This is a genomic window from Bradyrhizobium sp. WYCCWR 12699 (assembly GCF_032144035.1).
In the GTDB taxonomy this organism is placed as follows: domain Bacteria; phylum Pseudomonadota; class Alphaproteobacteria; order Rhizobiales; family Xanthobacteraceae; genus Bradyrhizobium.
This window is the reverse complement of the sequence record NZ_JAVTJN010000039.1, coordinates 656,301-674,357: the sequence shown is the minus strand read 5'-3', so window position 1 is coordinate 674,357 and position 18,057 is coordinate 656,301. Positions and strand designations below refer to the sequence as shown.

The window sequence follows — 18,057 nt, the reverse complement described above, 5'->3', positions numbered from 1 at the left end:
TGGCTTGCCCCAGTTCGGATGCTTAGCGCGATCGGCCGGCGTCCACAATTGATCAAAAAATGCGCTTGTGAATGTTCATTCGCAGCGTTTGGCAGCCCGATACCGTATTCCTACGCCGCCAAAGAGTCGCTGTTTCGAACTTGGTCTCCTCGGTGGCGTCTTGTAGCGCCTTATGGCGTTGCAACATTTTCCGCCTCTGTTGCGGTGAAGGTTCGGGGAAGTCGATTTCGCAGCTACCGATTTTTGAAGCGTTCTTTCAAGTTGTTTCGAAGGTTTTCGATGCGCAAAATCTATCTCGTTCCGGCCGTCGTCGGCCTGCTCACCTCGTTTGCTGCCGGGCCTCTCGCGGCCCAGGGCGCCGTGCCGAAGCAGAAGGCTGCACCGGCACCCAAAGCCGCTGCCGCCGGGGCTCCTTCCGCAGCCGGCACGGCCGTCGCCGCCGGGACGAATTCGGCGGAGGCACCAGGTGCGGACGACAAGATCAAGGCGATCGACGGCTTCCGCTCGGCGAAGTTCGGCATGAACGAGGCCGACGTCCGCGCGGCGATGGCGAAGGACTTCAGCGTCAAGCCCGAGGCCATCAAGGCGCAGGACAATGCGTCCGAGTTGACGCACAGCATCCTGCTGTCGGTTCCCGAGCTGCTGCCGAACGGCGGGACCGCCGAACTCTCCTACGTGTTCGGCTACAAGTCCAAATCGCTGATCCAGGTCGGCGCGGTCTGGTCGAAGGGGACCGACACGGCGATGACGCCGGAGAAGCTGTTCTCCAACGCCAACATCCTGCGCGCCCACTTCATGGGCGAAGGCTTCAAGCCCGACTCCATCGCGGTCAACATGCCCGTCGCCGGCGGCATCGTGATGTTCCGCGGCAGCGACGCCAAGGATCGCTCGGTGATCCTGTTGCTCCAGGGCACGTTCGAGAACAAGGAGAACAACCAACGCATGCTGACGCCGACCAGCCTGCTGCTGTTCTACGTGGCCGACGCCAAGAGCCCCGACATCTTCAAGCTGCCGCCCGGCCAGTTCTGATGCCGGGCGCCGACATTCTCCCACCTGGTTGTGGATCGGCGCCAATGCCGATGATGAGGATCTGACATGCGCGGGCCAGCTGCGACGCGAGGCAATGACGAGCTGACGACGCTGCGGAAGCTTTCCCGCTTCCGTTCGATGTCGCTGCTCTGCGCGATGCAGATGGTCTTTCTGCCGGTATACAGCGTTCGCGTCCGGGCGCAGACGGCGAACGTCATCCTCCCGGATGGGCGCACCGGGACCAGCCTTCAGACGTCCGGCAGCGTCACCAATGTCACGACGTCGACGGTCTCGGGCAACAACGCCTTCAACTCGTTCTCGCAGTTCAGCGTCGGGCAGGGCAATACGGTCAACCTGCAACTGCCGACGGGCACGCAAAATCTCGTCAACATCGTTCGCGACGCGCCGGTCTACGTCAACGGCACGCTGAACTCCTACATGAACGGTGCGATCGGCGGCAACGTCTACTTCGCTGATCCCAAGGGTTTCGTGGTCGGCCGCAGCGGCGTGGTCAATGTCGGCAGCCTCAACGTCTCGACGCCGACGCGCGAGTTCACGGACAGCCTGATCGGCGCGGGCGGGCAGGTCAACCAATCGGCGGTCGGCAACCTCATGGCGGGCTCGTTCCCGGTCTCGCCGGACGGCAATATCCGCATCTACGGCCGCATCAACGCCCAGGACGGCGTACGCCTGACCGGGCAGAACGTCTATGTCGGCGGCGCCAGCCAGCGCGACATCGCCAATCTCGACCATGCCGCGAAGTTCGCAGCCTCGGTCAATTCCAAGGGCCTGCGCAGCGCCAGCGCGATCACCGTCAGCAACGGCTCGATCCATATCGGCGCCGTCAACAACGCTCGCGTCAACGGGCGCCTGACCGCGCACAGCAAGACCGCGACGCCGAGCAACATCACCGTTCAGGCCGGCAACAATATCGATGTCGGCAAGAACGCCAGGCTGAACATCGCGAGCAAGACCGGCGATGCAGGCGAGATCCGCCTGAAGGCGACGCAGAACCTGACCGTGGCGGGCGGCGCCAGGTTCAATGCGAGTTCGAAGACGGGCAACGCCGGTCTCGTGGACTTCAGCGCGAACGGGATCATCGACGTGGGCAGGGGCGTTGCAATCAACCTTGCCGCGCCGAACGGCAAGGCGGGCACGCTGCTGTTCGATCCGACCGACGTGGTAGTCGGCGATGCCGGTCAGGGCGACACCGGCGTGACCCTGTCGAACAGCTCGGTCGCGAATGCGCTCGCGGGGCTCAGCGCCGGTGCCGACTATCTCATTCAAGCGGACAACTCCATCACGCTCGCCGCGCATGCGGTGATCGATGCCCGCCGCCTCGATGGCTCCGGCCATTCCACCGGCAACGCCAACAACGTCATCATCGATGCGCCGAACATCGATATCAGGAACGGGGCGCAGATCCTGGCGCAGTCCGTCAATTTCGGCGGGAGCAATTTCACCGACGGCAACGTCACGCTGAGAGCGACGGCGAGCGAGACGCTGATGTCGGGCCATGCCCACGCCACGACGGGCATCACGGTCGACGGCACGATCACCGGCGGTGCAATCAGCATCGGCGCGACATCGACGGCCACGGCAAGCTTCATCAGCTCGCTCGCTTCGACCTTCGCGCTGGTCGGCGAGTCCGTGCCCGGCATGATCCTGGGCCTCAACGGCGGCTATGTCGCGGCGACGGCGGCGGCAGCCGTGAACATCAATGGCCACGCCAGCATCTCCGGCAGCGGCGACGTGAGCATCCACGCGCACGGCTCAGAGCGCGCCGAGGATCCGGTCATTGCCTCCACGCTGCTGGGAGGATCGCCGGTGGGGGCCGCGGTCGTCGTCGGCAACATCGCCGGAAACGTATCGACCAACGTCGCGAGCAATGCCGCCATCAGCGCCGGGGGGCACCTCAACATCAAGGCCACGAACGATGCCACGATGAACGTCGCCGCCGTGTCGATGACCTCGAGCGCGGTTCTCGTGGCGACGGTCGCCTATTCGACGGCTTCGGTGAACACCGTCGCGAATGTCGAAACCGGCGCGCGCCTCTCTGCCGGCACGCCAGGCGGAGCATCGGGCGATCTCGCGGTAAGGGCGATCAACAACAACAGTTTCGTGACGTCCGCGACCGCGGTCGCACTCGACAATCCCCAGCTGAATGGCAACGTCGGCGGCGCCGTTGCGATCAGCAACATCAACACCTCCGCGAAGGCCAATTTGGGTTCATCGCTCGGCACCAGCACCGACAAGATGAACGGCACGGTGACCGTCGAGGCCCTTTCGAACACCATTTCGAATGCGACCTCCTCCTCGACCATCACCGGCACGCCGGCGCTGATCGCCGGCCTGCAGGGCGCGGCGGTCGTCGGCACCATGAGGCCTGATCTGTTTTCGCAGCAGTTCAGCACGCTCTTCCAGGCCAACCTCAACCTCAAGGCATCCGCAGCGCTGTCGCTGGCCAACAACACCGAGAGCGCGGCGGCATCGATCGCGCAAACCGCGAACGGCGGCGGCGCGCCCGCGATCTACACCACCGGCAACGTTGCCGTGGTCAGCAACGTCATCGACGTCGGCGTGCGCAGCATCGCGACCGCTTCGGCGATCACCTCCAGCCCGGTCGACGGCCAGTCCGTCACCATCGGCGCGGCGGTGGCCTGGGGCGACTTCACGCACAATTCGAACGCCTATGTCGGCGCGGGAACTGTGATCAACGCCCCCGAGATCGGCGTTTCCGCCAATACCTACATGCCGATCACCAACACCTGGACCAGATGGGCAGGACTCGGCGAGGTGCTCAGCCATCTCAACGGCAATCTGGGCATCGGCAGCAACATCCTGACCAGCTACGCCAATGCAACTGCCGACGCGGGCGATACGCTCGGTGTCGCCGGGTCGGTGAACTACTTCTCCGTCCATAACAATACCACCGCCTGGGTTGCGACCGATGCGGATCTCACCGCGACATGCACCATCGCGGCCTGCGGAACAGGGGCGTGGTCGGCTCCGTTGGACAGCGGTGCGAGGCAGGACTTCAACGCTACTCTTGCGATCATCGCCAACACCTCGTCGGCGTCGATCAATGCTGCAGGCAATGTCGGCACGCTCGGCGTCTTGCCGGGCAATACCGCGGGCGGGTCGTCGCTGGGCGGCGCGCTCAATCTGATCCGGTTCAGCAGCAAGACGATCGCGGGCGTCGCCGACGGCGCGAGCGTCAAGTCGGTCGACAACATCGCCGTCAACGCAGTCACGACCGACCAGTTCTTCGGTGTTGCGCCGACGTCCGGCAAGGCGGCGGGCTCGCTGGCGCTGAACGGCATCACCTCGATCGCGCTGGTGGACAACGTCACCCACGCCTCGATCGGATCGACCGCGACCGCGTGGGCGCCGACGATCAATCTCTACGCTGCGCAAGACCTCTCGATGTTGTCGGTGGCGGGTGCGGTGTCGGCCGGCGGCAATTCCGCGGTCGGCCTCGCGGTCGCCTATCTCGGCGCGAACGCCGACACGGCGGCCTATCTCGGCGAGAATCGCGACGACATCCGGTCCGGTCCCTTCAGCTCGAATGACCCGTTCTCGGGCAACGGCGGTGGAACCAGCTCGGTCCACGCCGATAATCTGACCATCTCGGCGACGACGTCAGGGCGCATCACGGCGGCCTCCGTCGCGGCTGCAATTTCGGATCCGGCCGTCTCCAGCTTCGCGACCAAGGCAGGGGCCCTGGGCTCCGTCGGGACGGGCGGTGTCGCCGGCGTCGCTGCCGGGGCGTCCAAGGTCAGCTCGAGTTCGGGATCGAGCACCAGCGGTTTCAGCATCGACCTCGCCGGCAGCTCGTCGGTGAGCGACGTCTCGCTCGGCACCAGCGCTTACATCTCGAATGGACGGGTGGACAAGTACACCACCGCGAGCGCGGTGACGACGAACACGATCGTCCAGGCGCTAAACGACACGATCCTCAACAACGGCGCGGGGGCCGCTGCGGCCAATCTGGCCGGTAACAGTTCGCCGGCCAGCGCCGCAATCGGCGGTGCCATCGCGTCGGCAATGTCAAGCAACGCCACGCGCGCCTATATCTCCAGCTCGACCATCAACAATCAGAGCTCGGTGACGGTTCAGGCGCTCAACGGCGGCTCGGAGACTGTCGTCGCGCTCGGGGTTGCGGGCTCGTCGTCAGCGAATGCGGTGGCGCTGTCGGCCTCCGTCGGCATCGTCACGGATAGTGCCAACGCCTATATCGAGAGCTCGACGATCACGGGCCAGTCGTCCGGCGTCAATCGCGCGCTCGAGGTCGATGCCTACCAGGCCACGAACGTCGCGATCGGCGGCGGCTCGCTCTATGTCGCGGGTGGCCAGGCCGGCATTGGTATCGGGCTCACCTATGCCTCGATCGCCGACCCCACCGGCGGAAACGCGACCGACGCGCACATCCGCAGCACCTCGATCTCGAACTACGACACGCTGCTGGTGATGGCTGACAGCGCCGGCGTGATCGCGGCGGGTGCGGCCTCGGGCGGGGCGGGATCCAACGGACTTTCCGGTGCGATCGTCGTCAGCGAGGTCACGCCGACCACGACCGCTTACATCGATAGCGGCGCGACGGTGAACATCAATGTCGGTGGCGTGACGGTGCTGGCGGACAGCGGCGCCGTGTCGGCGCTGGACACGGCGCTCGGCAACCTCGTCAAGAAGTCGAACAACAATCATCTCGCCTCGGATACTTGCACGGTCGCCGGCGGCACCGGTGGGCAGAACTGCATCGACTTCAGCGCGGCCGCGCTCAACGACGGCACGGGTAACGGTCCGGGCGCCAGCATCATCTCCGTTGCGGGCCTGATCCAGGCCGGCAAGAACAACGTCGGCGCCTCGATCGTCTACGACACCATCGCAACCACGCATTCGGCCTATATCGCCAACGTGCTGATGTCGGCCCCGGGCAATGTCCGCGTCAGTGCGGTCGATTCCTCGAAGATCCAGTCGGTTACGATCGGCTTCGGGCTCGCGACCGGACAGTTCGCCGGCGTCGGCGGCACCACGATCAGCTCGATCGCCAACACCGTTTCCGCGGCGATCGGCAACGGCCAGTCCAGCGCGTCGCAATCCTCCGTCACCGGCCGCAACATTTCCGTCAACGCGACGGACAATTCCAGCATCACCGGCACCGCCGCCATTGCGGGCGCCTCGACGCAAGGCAGCGCCGCGGGCCTGGCGCTGGTCTACAGCAGCATCGCCAACAACGTCAGCGCCGGCGTCACCGGCTCCAAGCTGACCGCCTCGGGCAATGTCGGGATCAATGCGAACTCGAATGCCAATATCTCGACGGTGGCAGTCGGTATCGCGATGTCCTCGCAGGTTGGCCTCGCCGGCTCGGTCGCGACCAATCTGATGGGGACCAACGTCACGGCGAGCATCACCGCCGCCGGTACCAACGGTATCAACGGGGCCGATGTCACCGCCACCAACAATGTCGGCGTGATCGCCGGCAACAACGACAAGGCGGCCGTGTTCGCCGGCGCCCTCTCGATCAGCAAGGGCGCGGCCGGCGGCGCGGGCTCGCTGGTGACCAACCAGATCACCGGAACGACTGCGGCCTATATCTCCGGAGCGAACACCAGAGTCGATGCACTCGGCACCAGCACCACCGATACGCTTTCGGTCAACAACGGCACGCTCGTCCACGCCTTCGACCTCGGCACCGCCCATGCGCCGAGCGACACGACGCCCGATCTCTCCGAGAACCAGGACAGCGTGCGCGGACTTGCCGTGGTGGCGAGCTCGCATCAGGCGGTCGTGACCAACGTCGCTTCGGTCGCCGCGAGCGGCGGCATCTCGATCATGATCAATCCCATCACCAACGTGATGAGCGGGGCGACGCGGGCCTATATCGACAGCGCGGCCATCGACACGCGCCTGACCTCCTCGACGCTCAAGCCGCAAATCGAAGTGGCGGCGTCGAGCTTCTCCTATTCTGGCGCGTTCGGCGCCGGCATCGCCTACGGCAGCAGTGGCGGCGGTGGCGCGACGATTGTCTCGACGACGATGTCGCGCGAGACCTTCGCCACTATCACCAATGCCACGATCGGCGGCGTGCAGTCGTCGAGCGAGACGGTCGGCGCCGTCACCGTCAAGGCCAACGCGGAGCAGGATGCGTCCTCGATCGCGATCGGCTTCAACACCGGCTCGGTCGGCCTCAACGTCTTCCAGGCAACCACGGAAGCCTATGTTGACGGCGGCGCGCTGACGGCCTCGTCTCTGACCGTGAACGCCAACAACAACACCGGCATCTTCTCCGCGAACGGCTCCGGAGCCTATGGCAGCCAGGCCGCGATCGGCGCGGCGTTCCTCGTGCAGGTCTCCTCGAACCGGACCCTGGCCTATGTCGGCGACGAGTTCCGCTATGAGGGCGGCACCGCGCCGCACACGACCGCGCTCAATTTGAGCGGCGCGCTCGACGTCGAGGCCAAGACCAAGAATCGTTTCGAGGCCTATGCGATCGGCGGCGCGCTCTCGACCGGCACGGCGGCGATCGCCGGCATGGCGAACATCGAGGTCGCCAACAACACCACCATCGCCGGTGTGTACGACACCACGCTGCAGGGGGTGACGGGCGGCGCGGCCGGTGCGGTGACGATCAACGCCAACGAAGACGTGGCGATCAAGGAGATCGCCGGCGCGCTTGCTGTGGGCGCCAGCGGGGCAGGGGTCGGCGTCGGCGCCGCGGCCAACGTCATCGTGTTCAAGAGCCGGACTGTTGCGGAGAGCTGGAACAGCAACCTGAATTCGTCCGGGGCGATCAACGTCACCGCGCTCAGCACCAAGGAGGTGCTGTCCTACGCGGTCACCGCCGGCATCGGCGGCAGCGTCGGCATCGGCGCGACCGTCGGCGTCATCATCATCGGCACCAATACCGCCGATGCCGACACCCAGGGCCAGCAGACCGGCCAGCTCAATCAGAACGGCAACGGCACCATAGCGTCCGTCAACAGCGGCACCAGCAGCACGCATGGCAGCAACGCCGTCGCGAGCGGCACGGCCGGCAATCCGAACAGCGCCAATGTCAGCTCGACCTATGATGTCAGTGGTGTGCTGAGCGGAGGCAGCGATGTCGTCGTCGCGCAGATCGCAGGCGGCCACGTCACGAGCACGACGCAGGTCAACGTCGTTGCGACCAGCGCCAACGCGGCCAAGATGTATCTGCTCGGCGCCGGCTTTGCGAAGAATGTCGGCATCGGTGCCGGCATCGGCTATACCAGCGTCAACAGCACCGTGGTGGCCAATCTGAGTGACTACGGTCGCAATCGTTCCGGGGTGCTGGAGGCGGCCGATACGCCCTTGGTCGTCTCGGCGCCTTCCGTCAGCGTCGCGGCGGCGGTCAAGGACGCCGATACCGGACCTTACAGCGGCAAGACCATCGACACCGAGGCGATCGCCGGTGGTGCGGCGCTTTACTTCGGCGCCCAAGCCGCCGTGGCGGTCGGCAATGTCACCAATACCGTGGCGGCGCTGCTCGGCGGTCAGATCATCGGCACGGGCGGGACCGGCGCTGCCGTCATGGCGCAGGATACTACGACGCAGGTGGTCTTCACGGGCGGTGTCTCCGCCGGTGCTGTCGCCGTCGGCGCTTCGGTCGCGACGGCTAGCCGGACCAGCTCGGTCGCAGCGCGCGTCTTGAACGGTGCCACCATCAGCACCTCGCAATTGTTGGTTGGCGCTGCCGGGGCAGGCACCCTGAGCACGACGGCAACCGCACTCGGCGGCGGCATCGTCGCCGGCTCGGGTGCGGACGCGGAGGCGACGGAGAACTCCTCGGTGCTCGCGGAGATCGGCGCCAGCGCCTCGATCACGACGTCCGCGAGCGGGATCGGCACGCTGGTGTCGGCAGCGATCGCGCCGAATCTGTCGAGCGAGGCGATCGGCGTTTCGGTCGGCGGCGGTGCCGTCGGCGTCGCCATCGCACAGTCCACGGTCGGCGCCACGGTGACGGCCGATGTCGGCGACGGCGTCAGCTTCTCGGGCGGTACGCTCGACGTGAGCGCCAAGGCGCTGGTTCCGACCAGTGGTACGACGACCTGGGCCAAGGCGCTCGCCGGCGGCGGCGGCTCGCTGATCGGCGCGCAGGGCAGCTACGCCAAGGCGTCGCAGAACGCGACCGTGAGTGCCTATGGCGGGGTGGGGATCAGGCTGCCCAACGCCAACGTGACCATCGAGGCTGAAAACGACAGCGCGCAATACGCCGAGGCGACCGGCCTTTCGACCGGGTTCCTGGCGCTCGGCGCCACCGTCGCGCAGACGTCATCCAGCGCGCACACCTATGCCTATCTGGGCGCGCCTGCGGACATGGATGGCCTCAACCACGGCAATTACACGGGCGTCCTCTGGATCAAAGCCACCGGCACGGATGCCAACCTGTCCAACGCGAAGGTCGGCGCGGGCGGCACCTATGCCGGCGCGGCGGCGGTCGCCACCACCAGCTCGACCGCGGTGACCAATGCGCGGTTCGACGGCGGTTCGACGGACGACACGCTCTATTTCGGCGGTTTCCGCATCGACGCCAAGCACACCACGAATTACCTCGCGAGCGGCGACGCCTACCAGGCGTCCACGGCCGGCGTGTCCGCCGGCAAGGCGCGGAACGACGTCGACTCCACCACCACGGCTGAGGTCGGACCGCATCTGATCATCAACTCGGCGGGCGGCGACATGGTCGTCATCGCCAACGACATCGTCAACCAGGCCGGCGGCGGTGCGCGTTCAGGCTCGGGCGGCTCGTTCTCGGGGGCAGCCGCGCTCAGCGAGTCCTATGTGACGCAGACCGTCACCACCAATATCGGCGCCGGCACGGTGTTGAGCCTCAACGACGATCCCAGGACCTCGACCGCGGTGATCAACATCGAGGCCTACAACACGCTGAACACCAACGACACCGCGAGCCTCGCCACCGCCAGCTTCTTCGCCGGCGGCGGCGCGGAATCCAACATGACGGCGAATGCCACGCTCGCGGTCAACATCAACGCCCGCCAGCTGTTCAGTGCAGGCAAGATCTATGTCGGCACGGCGGCGAAGATGGCGGCGTCCAACAATGCCAATGCCAGCCTCTACGGCGCGATCGCGGGCGTCGGCGCCAGCACCAACAGCTGGGTTCACGCCAACCAGTCCGTCAATGTCGGCGCGGGCACGAAGATCGTGGCCTGGCGCGACATCGCCATCTATGCCGGTCTGGCCGGCGACGGCTCGGTCTTCAGCAGCGTGCAGGCGACGGCGACGACGGTGGTCTACAACAACACCGCCATTCCGATCTCGACGCTGTACCGCGGAACCGCCAATGCCGACGACACCACGAGCCTGACGCTCGCGCCCACCTCGAGCGTGCTGGGCGCCCGAAATATCTATCTGGGTGCCACGCAGGGGCAGGTCACGGCCGTCGGCAACGGCAGCAACTACAATCCCTATCTCGATATCTTCAGCGCCAAGAACAGCGACAACCACAGCCACACCAGCGGCACCGGCGATGTCGCGCTCAACGGCCTCGTGGTCGCGGGCATCAACAACGATGTGACCATCACGATCGATCTCGGTGCGAGCACGCCGACCCTGAGCACGACCAGCCCTTACTCGGCGCTGACGCTCGAATCCGTTGCCGACGTCAATCACTTCAACCCGGTGATGAGCTGGAACCACCAGACGGTCCAGTACACCACCATCGGCAACTTCAATCCCTACCAGCTGGTGGTCAACCAGTTGGCGACGCTGACCGGCCTCTCCGAGGCACAGGTCCGCTCCCAGCTTGCGGCGGCGACAGCGACGAACCCGGCCACGATGTCGCCCTCCGGCACCGATCCGACCGGCGACATCCAGCGCCAGATCGACACGCTGATCAAGCAGGCGCCGTTCACCTCCGACGCGCCCGGCAACGCCTTCGCATTCGGCAACATCCTGGTCTCCGCCGGCAACGTCTCCATCCTGGCGCAGAAGCTGACCGGCAACAGCGGCACAAACCCGGCCGCGCCCGCGGTCATCGCCCGCAGCTCGCCCTTGATCAAGATCGAGAACAAGGGCCTCGACTTCATGAGCCTCGGCAACCTCACGGTCACCGATGTGAGCGGAGGCAACATCACCTATCGCCAGATCGACCATGTCGACCCGGATTCGCACTCCAACGTGACCTTCACCGCGATGCCGAGCGCCTCGCCGGTCATCGACATCTCGGCGACCTACAACCGCCTCGATCCCGACAGCGGCCAGGGCATCGACCAGAACGGCAATGTGCTGACCCGCACGCCCGATATCTATTTCAACGGTGCCGTCAACAATCCGAACGGCCTGCTCAAGGTCGTCAACAATCTCGGCAGTGTCGTCGCATCGCAGTCGCTCAGCGCCGCGACCGTGCAGATCGTGGTGCCCAAGGGCACGTTCACCTTCCTCGGCGGCATCGGGAGCTTCTACGACAGCAGCAGCGCCGTCACCTCGCAATGGGCCAGTACCGAAAACAGGCCGGAAGACGCGCTGACGGCGGTGATGACGGCGGCGACCTATCTCGGCGCCTATGGCGACTACTATACCGCTCCGCATATCGGTTCTGGAAGCGATCACCCTTACTTCTACTACTGCTGCGCCGACGGCAGCCACGGCATTTATCAACCCGTCGGCAACGCCGACGCCAGCACGATCTTCACCGCGCGCATGCTGATGACGTTTTACGACGGCACCTCGCTCTACTCCGCGATATTCCTGCCGATGGGCCAGGGCGCGCCCGGCAACGGCAATCCCAACGCCGGCAGCGTGCCGAGCGTCAGCACGCTCCAGCAGATCGAGGGGCCGACCAGTCAAGTCATCTCGACTGCGCCGTGGGAGAAGACGACCTACGACGGCCGCAACGTCTACGCGGATAGCGGTCCGTACAAGACGCCGTTCAACTGCGCGGGCTGCTCGGCCTTCTTCCAGGTCATCAATATCCAGCCGGATGCGATCACGCCGAAGACCGCTGAGACACCGACCACCGTGACGGATACCCGGACCATCAGCGCCCAGGCGGTGATCATTTCGGCGTCGGTGATCAACATCAACGGCACCATCCAGGCCGGCTCGAGCAGCAATTACTCGGTCAACATCGGCGCCGATGCGGCGCAGCAGGTCGCCAGTCTCAAGAACAACAGCGCCGCCTTCGCCCAGGCCCAGGCCAACGCGCGGAACGGCAGCTATGTCGACATCTCAGGGGCCAACCTGACGACCTCAGGCACCGGCGACGTCAAGATCGGGGTCAGGTACAACGCTCTGACCGACCAGTTCATCCTGAACGGCGTGGTGCAGGGCGCCGGCGGCTACGTCTATCTGAACGGCAAGATCATCTCGACCTCGACCGACAGCACCCAGACCCAGGGCAACATCGAGATCAAGGGCGGCGCCGGCACGATCACGGTCAACAACACCAGCGGACTTGCACTCGTCACCAACACCATCAATACCGGCGCCACCGCGCAAAGCGTGGTCGAGATCGTCGACCAGCTCCAGGGGAAGACGACGTGGTATGTCTACGATCCCAAGGCGGCGAGCAACCAGCAGGTAACGAAATACGAGACCAACAGCGTCACTGCGGCCGCGGTCGACCCGTCGATGATTACATCCAGGACTGGTACTGCAGGCATCCAGTACGCGACGCAGGCGAACACGCTCTATCAGTGGGTCGACACCGCGACACTGGATCGCCCGACCAACAGCACGCAGTTCGACTACGGCTGGCACTTCACGCCCAATCAGGCCACCGGGGCGAACTGGACCACCACGACCAGCCTGGTTTCCGGCGTGCAGGGCAGCAATTACCAAAAGGTCACCACTGCGACCGGCAGCTATCACTGGGCTGACGGCGTCGACTCGCAGGGCAATCCCAATCCGCTCGGCACGCATCCGGACAAGTGTTGCGGTGCGGACGCTCAATTCAATTGGTACCAGCAGATCTACGATCATTTGACGCTGACGCTGACCAACACGGTCAAGGCGTCGAATCCGATCAACATCAAGTTCACCGGCGGCGGCAATAGCGACGTCTTGGTCAATTCGACCGCCGGCATCGTCGTCAACGGGTCGATCAACAACCTTCAGGGCACGACGACGCTCAACGCCACCGGCACGAACTCGTCCATCACGGTCGGCGCCAATGCCAACAACCCGGTGATCTCGGGCACGAGCGTGACGCTTCGGGGTGACGGCGGCATCGGTACGCTCGGTGCCAACGGGGCTCCCGTCCAGGTGCAGCTCTATGGCGGCAGCCTGACTGCCAGCTCGATCGACCGCGACATCGCGATCTCGGCCATCGGCGCGCTGTCGATCAACCAGGTGAAGGTGAATTCGGCGGGCGCCACGCCGCAGGGCAACGTCTTCCTCTCGGCGACCGGCGACATCAACTCGGTCTCTGCCTACAACCCCGCCAATCCCGTCGTGATCGGCAAGAACATCGAGATCAACTCCACCTCCGGTGCGATCGGCGCGACGAGCGCCGTCGTCAACGGCGCGAGCACGCTGACCAACATCAATCCGCTGGTGATCCAGGCGTCGGGAACGGTTCAGGCCGGCGGTGCCGTCGATGGCGGCGTGCTCGACAGCACTTCTGCCACCGGCACCTACATCATCCAATCCAAGGGCGATTTGCGCCTCGGCACGATCCAGTCGACCGGCGGTCCGGTCTTCCTGGAAGCGGCGGGCGCCGACGGCAACCAGGCCAGCATCCTGAACGGGCGGGCGGCGGTCGGTCTCACCCCGGCGCAGAGCCAGCACCTGCAGGACGTCTGGGCGAGCCTCGATTTGCTCAGCGGCAACGCGGCCACCAACGCCGTCAACAGCTACCAGTCGATGGTGACGTCGGCCTACAACGACTATTTCCAGCTCAAGAACATCGCGTTCCCCAACGGCAGCACCTACGCCCCGACCTCGGTGGGGCTGACCGTGCTGCGGGCGCAGGTCGCCGCCAAGCTCGGCATCGATCCTGCCAACGTCACGGCGACGCAGATGAAGACCGAGGCCACGACGCGGTTCCTGCGGGATCAGTTCCTGCTCGGCAAGATCACCACCGACGAGCTCAAGAGCTCGCTGACGACCTTGCTCGGAACCGCCCCGGCTGATCCGCTGGCGACGCTGTTCGGCAGCTCGCTGTCGACGACGCTGTTCACCAAGCTGTTTGACGGCGTTTCGACGGCCAACCAGCGCTTGCCGAGCAACACGGCGCTGCAGACGGCGCTGAACACCTATGACGCGAGCTACAGCTATGTGCTGGCGTCGACCGAGCGGGTCTACAGCATCATCACCGCGGGTTCGCAGTGGACGCAGAGCCAGCTCGCCTACACGGTGTCGTCGTCGGCCGTCGGCGCGGCGCCGCCGCCGATCGACGACAACGTCATCGCCAATGTCAGCGCGAACCAGATCATGCTCTACGCGCCGCGCGGCTCGGTCGGCAATTCGGCCGCGCCCCAGATCTTCACCTTCACCAGCGTCGATTCCTCGTCGCTGACGCCGGAGCAGAGGGCATTGCTGGCGACGGCCGGTCCCGGCCAGCTCACCGTCGGCGCGGTCACGGACCCGACGACCCATGTCACGACCTATACGGTCAGCCTGTCGCAGCAGAACCTGGTCGTCGTCGACAATCCGATCGCGATCTCGGCCAAGGCGCTGACCAACATCTATCTCGGCAGCAAGAACAGCCTCGCGCTCGGCGGCGTCACCGCGAATTACGGCCCGATCACGGCCGCGCAGGCCAACGGCATCCAGGTGACCGGCCGCGGCGACGTCAAGCTCGATGCCGTCACCAGCATCTCCGCCAATGTGGGCGGCGCCGTGATCTCGGGCGACATCGCCAACCTGACCCTGATCGCCGAGCGCGGCAATGTCGGGGCTCCCTCGGGAACCGCCGGCAGCAATCCCGCCAACAATTCCAACGCGCTTCAGATCGCCTTTGCCGATCCGAGCCACGACCAGCTCGACCAGGTCTCGTCGGCGCAGGGCATCTATGTGAAGCAGACCACCGGCGATCTCATCCTCGGCAATATCTCCGCCGGCAATGCGATCCAGCTCGCTGCGACCGGCAGCATCTATGCCGAGGCCGATTTCACGGACCGCAGCGCGATCCATATCCTCGGCACCGACCTCGATCTGCGCGCGGGCGCCAGCATCGGCTTCAATGGCGGCGCCTTCCAGCCGCTGCAGGTGAACATCTCCGGCGCGGTGACCGGCTCGGCGGTGGGCGACCTCAGCCTCCTCGCGGTCACCGGCGATCTCGCGGTCGGCACCAGCGGCACCTCGGGCACGCTGACGGCCGGCGGCGCGCTGACGCTGAACGTGGCGCGCGGCGCGCTCACCCTCAATACCAGCATCACCAGCGACGGCCTGATGCAGCTGCTCGCCAATCGCGGCATGACCTTCGCGGCCGGCACCAGCGCGGCGCCGGTGGTTGCGACCAGCAACACTGATGGCGTGACGCTGGTGGCCGCGACGCTGTCGATGGGAGCCTATTCCGCCATCAACGCGCCCGGATTGATCTCCGTGACGACCACGGGCGATGCGACGCTTGGCCAACTGAATTCGTCGCTGTCCTACGCGGCCGCCTCGAACACCCCGTCGATCGTCGTCACCGCCGGCGGCGTCGCCTCGCTCGGAGCGATCATCGACAATGGCGACGGCCAGACCAAGTTCATCGCGTCCGGCGCGGGCGCCGAAGTATCGCTGAGCGCATCGAACGGCATCGGCAGCGCGACGGGCCGGTTCACCGCCGACGCCGCGCGGCTGTCCGCCAGCGCGAGCGCCGGCGGCATTTACCTGATGGCGCTGACCGACGCCGAGGTGAGCCTGCTGGCCGCAGTGAAAGGCAGCGTGGACATCGTCGGCACCGCCGGCCTGACGCTCGATCAGGTGTTGGCAGGTACCGCGACCGGCGCGAGCGGCAGCTTCAGTGCCGTCGCGAACAACGGCAGCATCGTGATCGGCACCGCCGACAGCAGCGGCTCGCAGACGGTCCACGCAACGCAGAACGTGACGTTCAAGTCGCTCGCGGCCAGTGGAGCTGCCGGCGACGTCGGCAACATCAACGTCACGGCCGACACCGGCTTCATCCTGGCGCAGACGGTGACGTCGGGCGGCCTGACCACGCTGGGCTCGGTCTCGGCCCATGGCTCGGCGAGCCTGGTTGCCGCCACGACCATCACCGGCAACACGCTCGCCGCCGCGACCGGCTCGGGCCTGCTGACCGCGGGCGGCGGCCCGATCAACTGGAACACGCTCAACGTCGGAGCCACGCTGGGCATGACGGCGTGGCAGGGCAGCATCATGGTCCAGACCGCGCAGAGCGGCGGTAAGCAGACCATCCACGCCCGCGACAACGTGACGTTCAACGCGCTGACGGCGACGGGCATCGATGGCGATGCCGGCAGCATCAACGTCACCGCTGACAGCGGCTTCATCCTGGCGCAGACGGTGACGTCGGGCGGGGCGACCACGCTGGGCTCGGTCTCGGCCCATGGCTCGGCGAGCCTGCTGGCCGCCACGACCATCACCGGCAACACGCTCGCCGCCACGACCGGCTCCGGCCTGCTGACCGCGGGCGGCGGCCCGATCAACTGGAACACGCTCAACGTCGGAACCACGCTGGGCCTGACGGCGGGGCAGGGCAGCATCATGATCCAGACCGCCCAGAGCGGCGGTACGCAGACCATCCGCGCCCGCGACAACGTGACGTTCAACGCGCTGACGGCGACGGGCATCAATGGCGATGCCGGCAACATCAACGTCACCGCCGACAGCGGCTTCATCCTCGCGCAGACGGTGACCTCAGGCGGCGTGCCGACGCTCGGCTCGGTCTCGGCCAACGGCTCGGCGAAGCTGATCGCCGCGGGCACCAACACCGGTCGTAACCTCACGGCCGCAACTGGCAACGCGGTGCTCAGCGGCACCGTCGTTCATTGGGACAATCTCAACGTCGGCGGCACGCTCGACGTCACCGCGACGACGGGAGGGATCACCGTCGGCACCGCCATCAGCGGCGGCACGCAGACCCTGCACGCGGTGAACGACATCGTCTTCAGCCAGCTCACCACGACGGGCATCCCGGGCGATGCCGGCGACCTCGAGGTCAAATCCGACACGGGCTCGCTCCGCGGCGGATCGATCTCCGCGAACGGCGCCACGCGTTTCGACGTGGCCGGATCTGTCTCGTTCGACCGGATCAGCGGCGACGTCGTCAAGATGACCTCGTCGGGTGACCTGACGATCGCCTGGGTCAGCGTCGTGAGGGAGCTCGACCTCGCGGCTGATACGATCAACGTCAAGGGCGAGCAGATCCGCTCCAACCCGGCCGTCCCGTTGATCCTGAACATCACCGGCTATAACGGCGGCGTCGCCAAATATGCCAACATCTCGATCGATCCCGACAGCATCATCATCAACCAGTTCAAGGTGGTCGACGCGACCTTCTGGACGGATGCGCCGGCGGTTTCGATCCTGAACGGCTATGTGCCGGGCCAGCTCATGCTCACCACGGCGACCCAGCAGGTGCTGCTGAACAACCGCACGCCGGCGCCGTCCAATTGGCCGACGCTGCAGCTCTACCAGCCCGGCGGCGTGTTCACGATGAGCCAGGTCGGCAACGCCAATGTCAGCAATGCCTATGTGGTGTTCTATACCGGCGACATCTCGGCGACCGTCACCAATTACGGTCCGACCCATACCTGCTGCAACGATTTCACCGGCGCGAGCATGATGCGCAACATCTCGGTCGACGGCGAGGGCAAGGAGAACATCGAGAGCTGGCTCGCGAAGAAGGACAGTGGAACGTTCTACCTGCTCGGCCTCTCCGGCCAGGCGCGTCTCGACGCGCTGCTGACGCCGCGGCCGGTCGAGACGATCGGCTCCGGTCCCGCCGTCAACATCGACGGCCTCAGCGACATGCGCAAGCTGCGCCAGAAGGGGCAGCGTGCGGGCCGCGCGGGCTGGAAGGACGCAAGCGTGCAGACGGCGAAGCCGGCCGTGAGCCGTCTCGCGGAGGCGTGGTAG

2 protein-coding genes are annotated in these 18,057 nt (G+C 65.9%); both read left to right on the top strand.

All coding sequences use genetic code 11. The annotated features are described in order from the left end of the window. Positions 1-279 precede the first annotated feature (279 nt). Positions 280-1,029, top strand: a complete 750-nt coding sequence (locus RPS27_RS33955; RefSeq protein WP_211417523.1) for a hypothetical protein — start codon at positions 280-282, stop codon at positions 1,027-1,029. A 66-nt stretch (positions 1,030-1,095) separates the two neighbouring features. Next, positions 1,096-18,057, top strand: a complete 16,962-nt coding sequence (locus RPS27_RS33950) for a leukotoxin LktA family filamentous adhesin (RefSeq protein ID WP_212067014.1) — start codon at positions 1,096-1,098, stop codon at positions 18,055-18,057.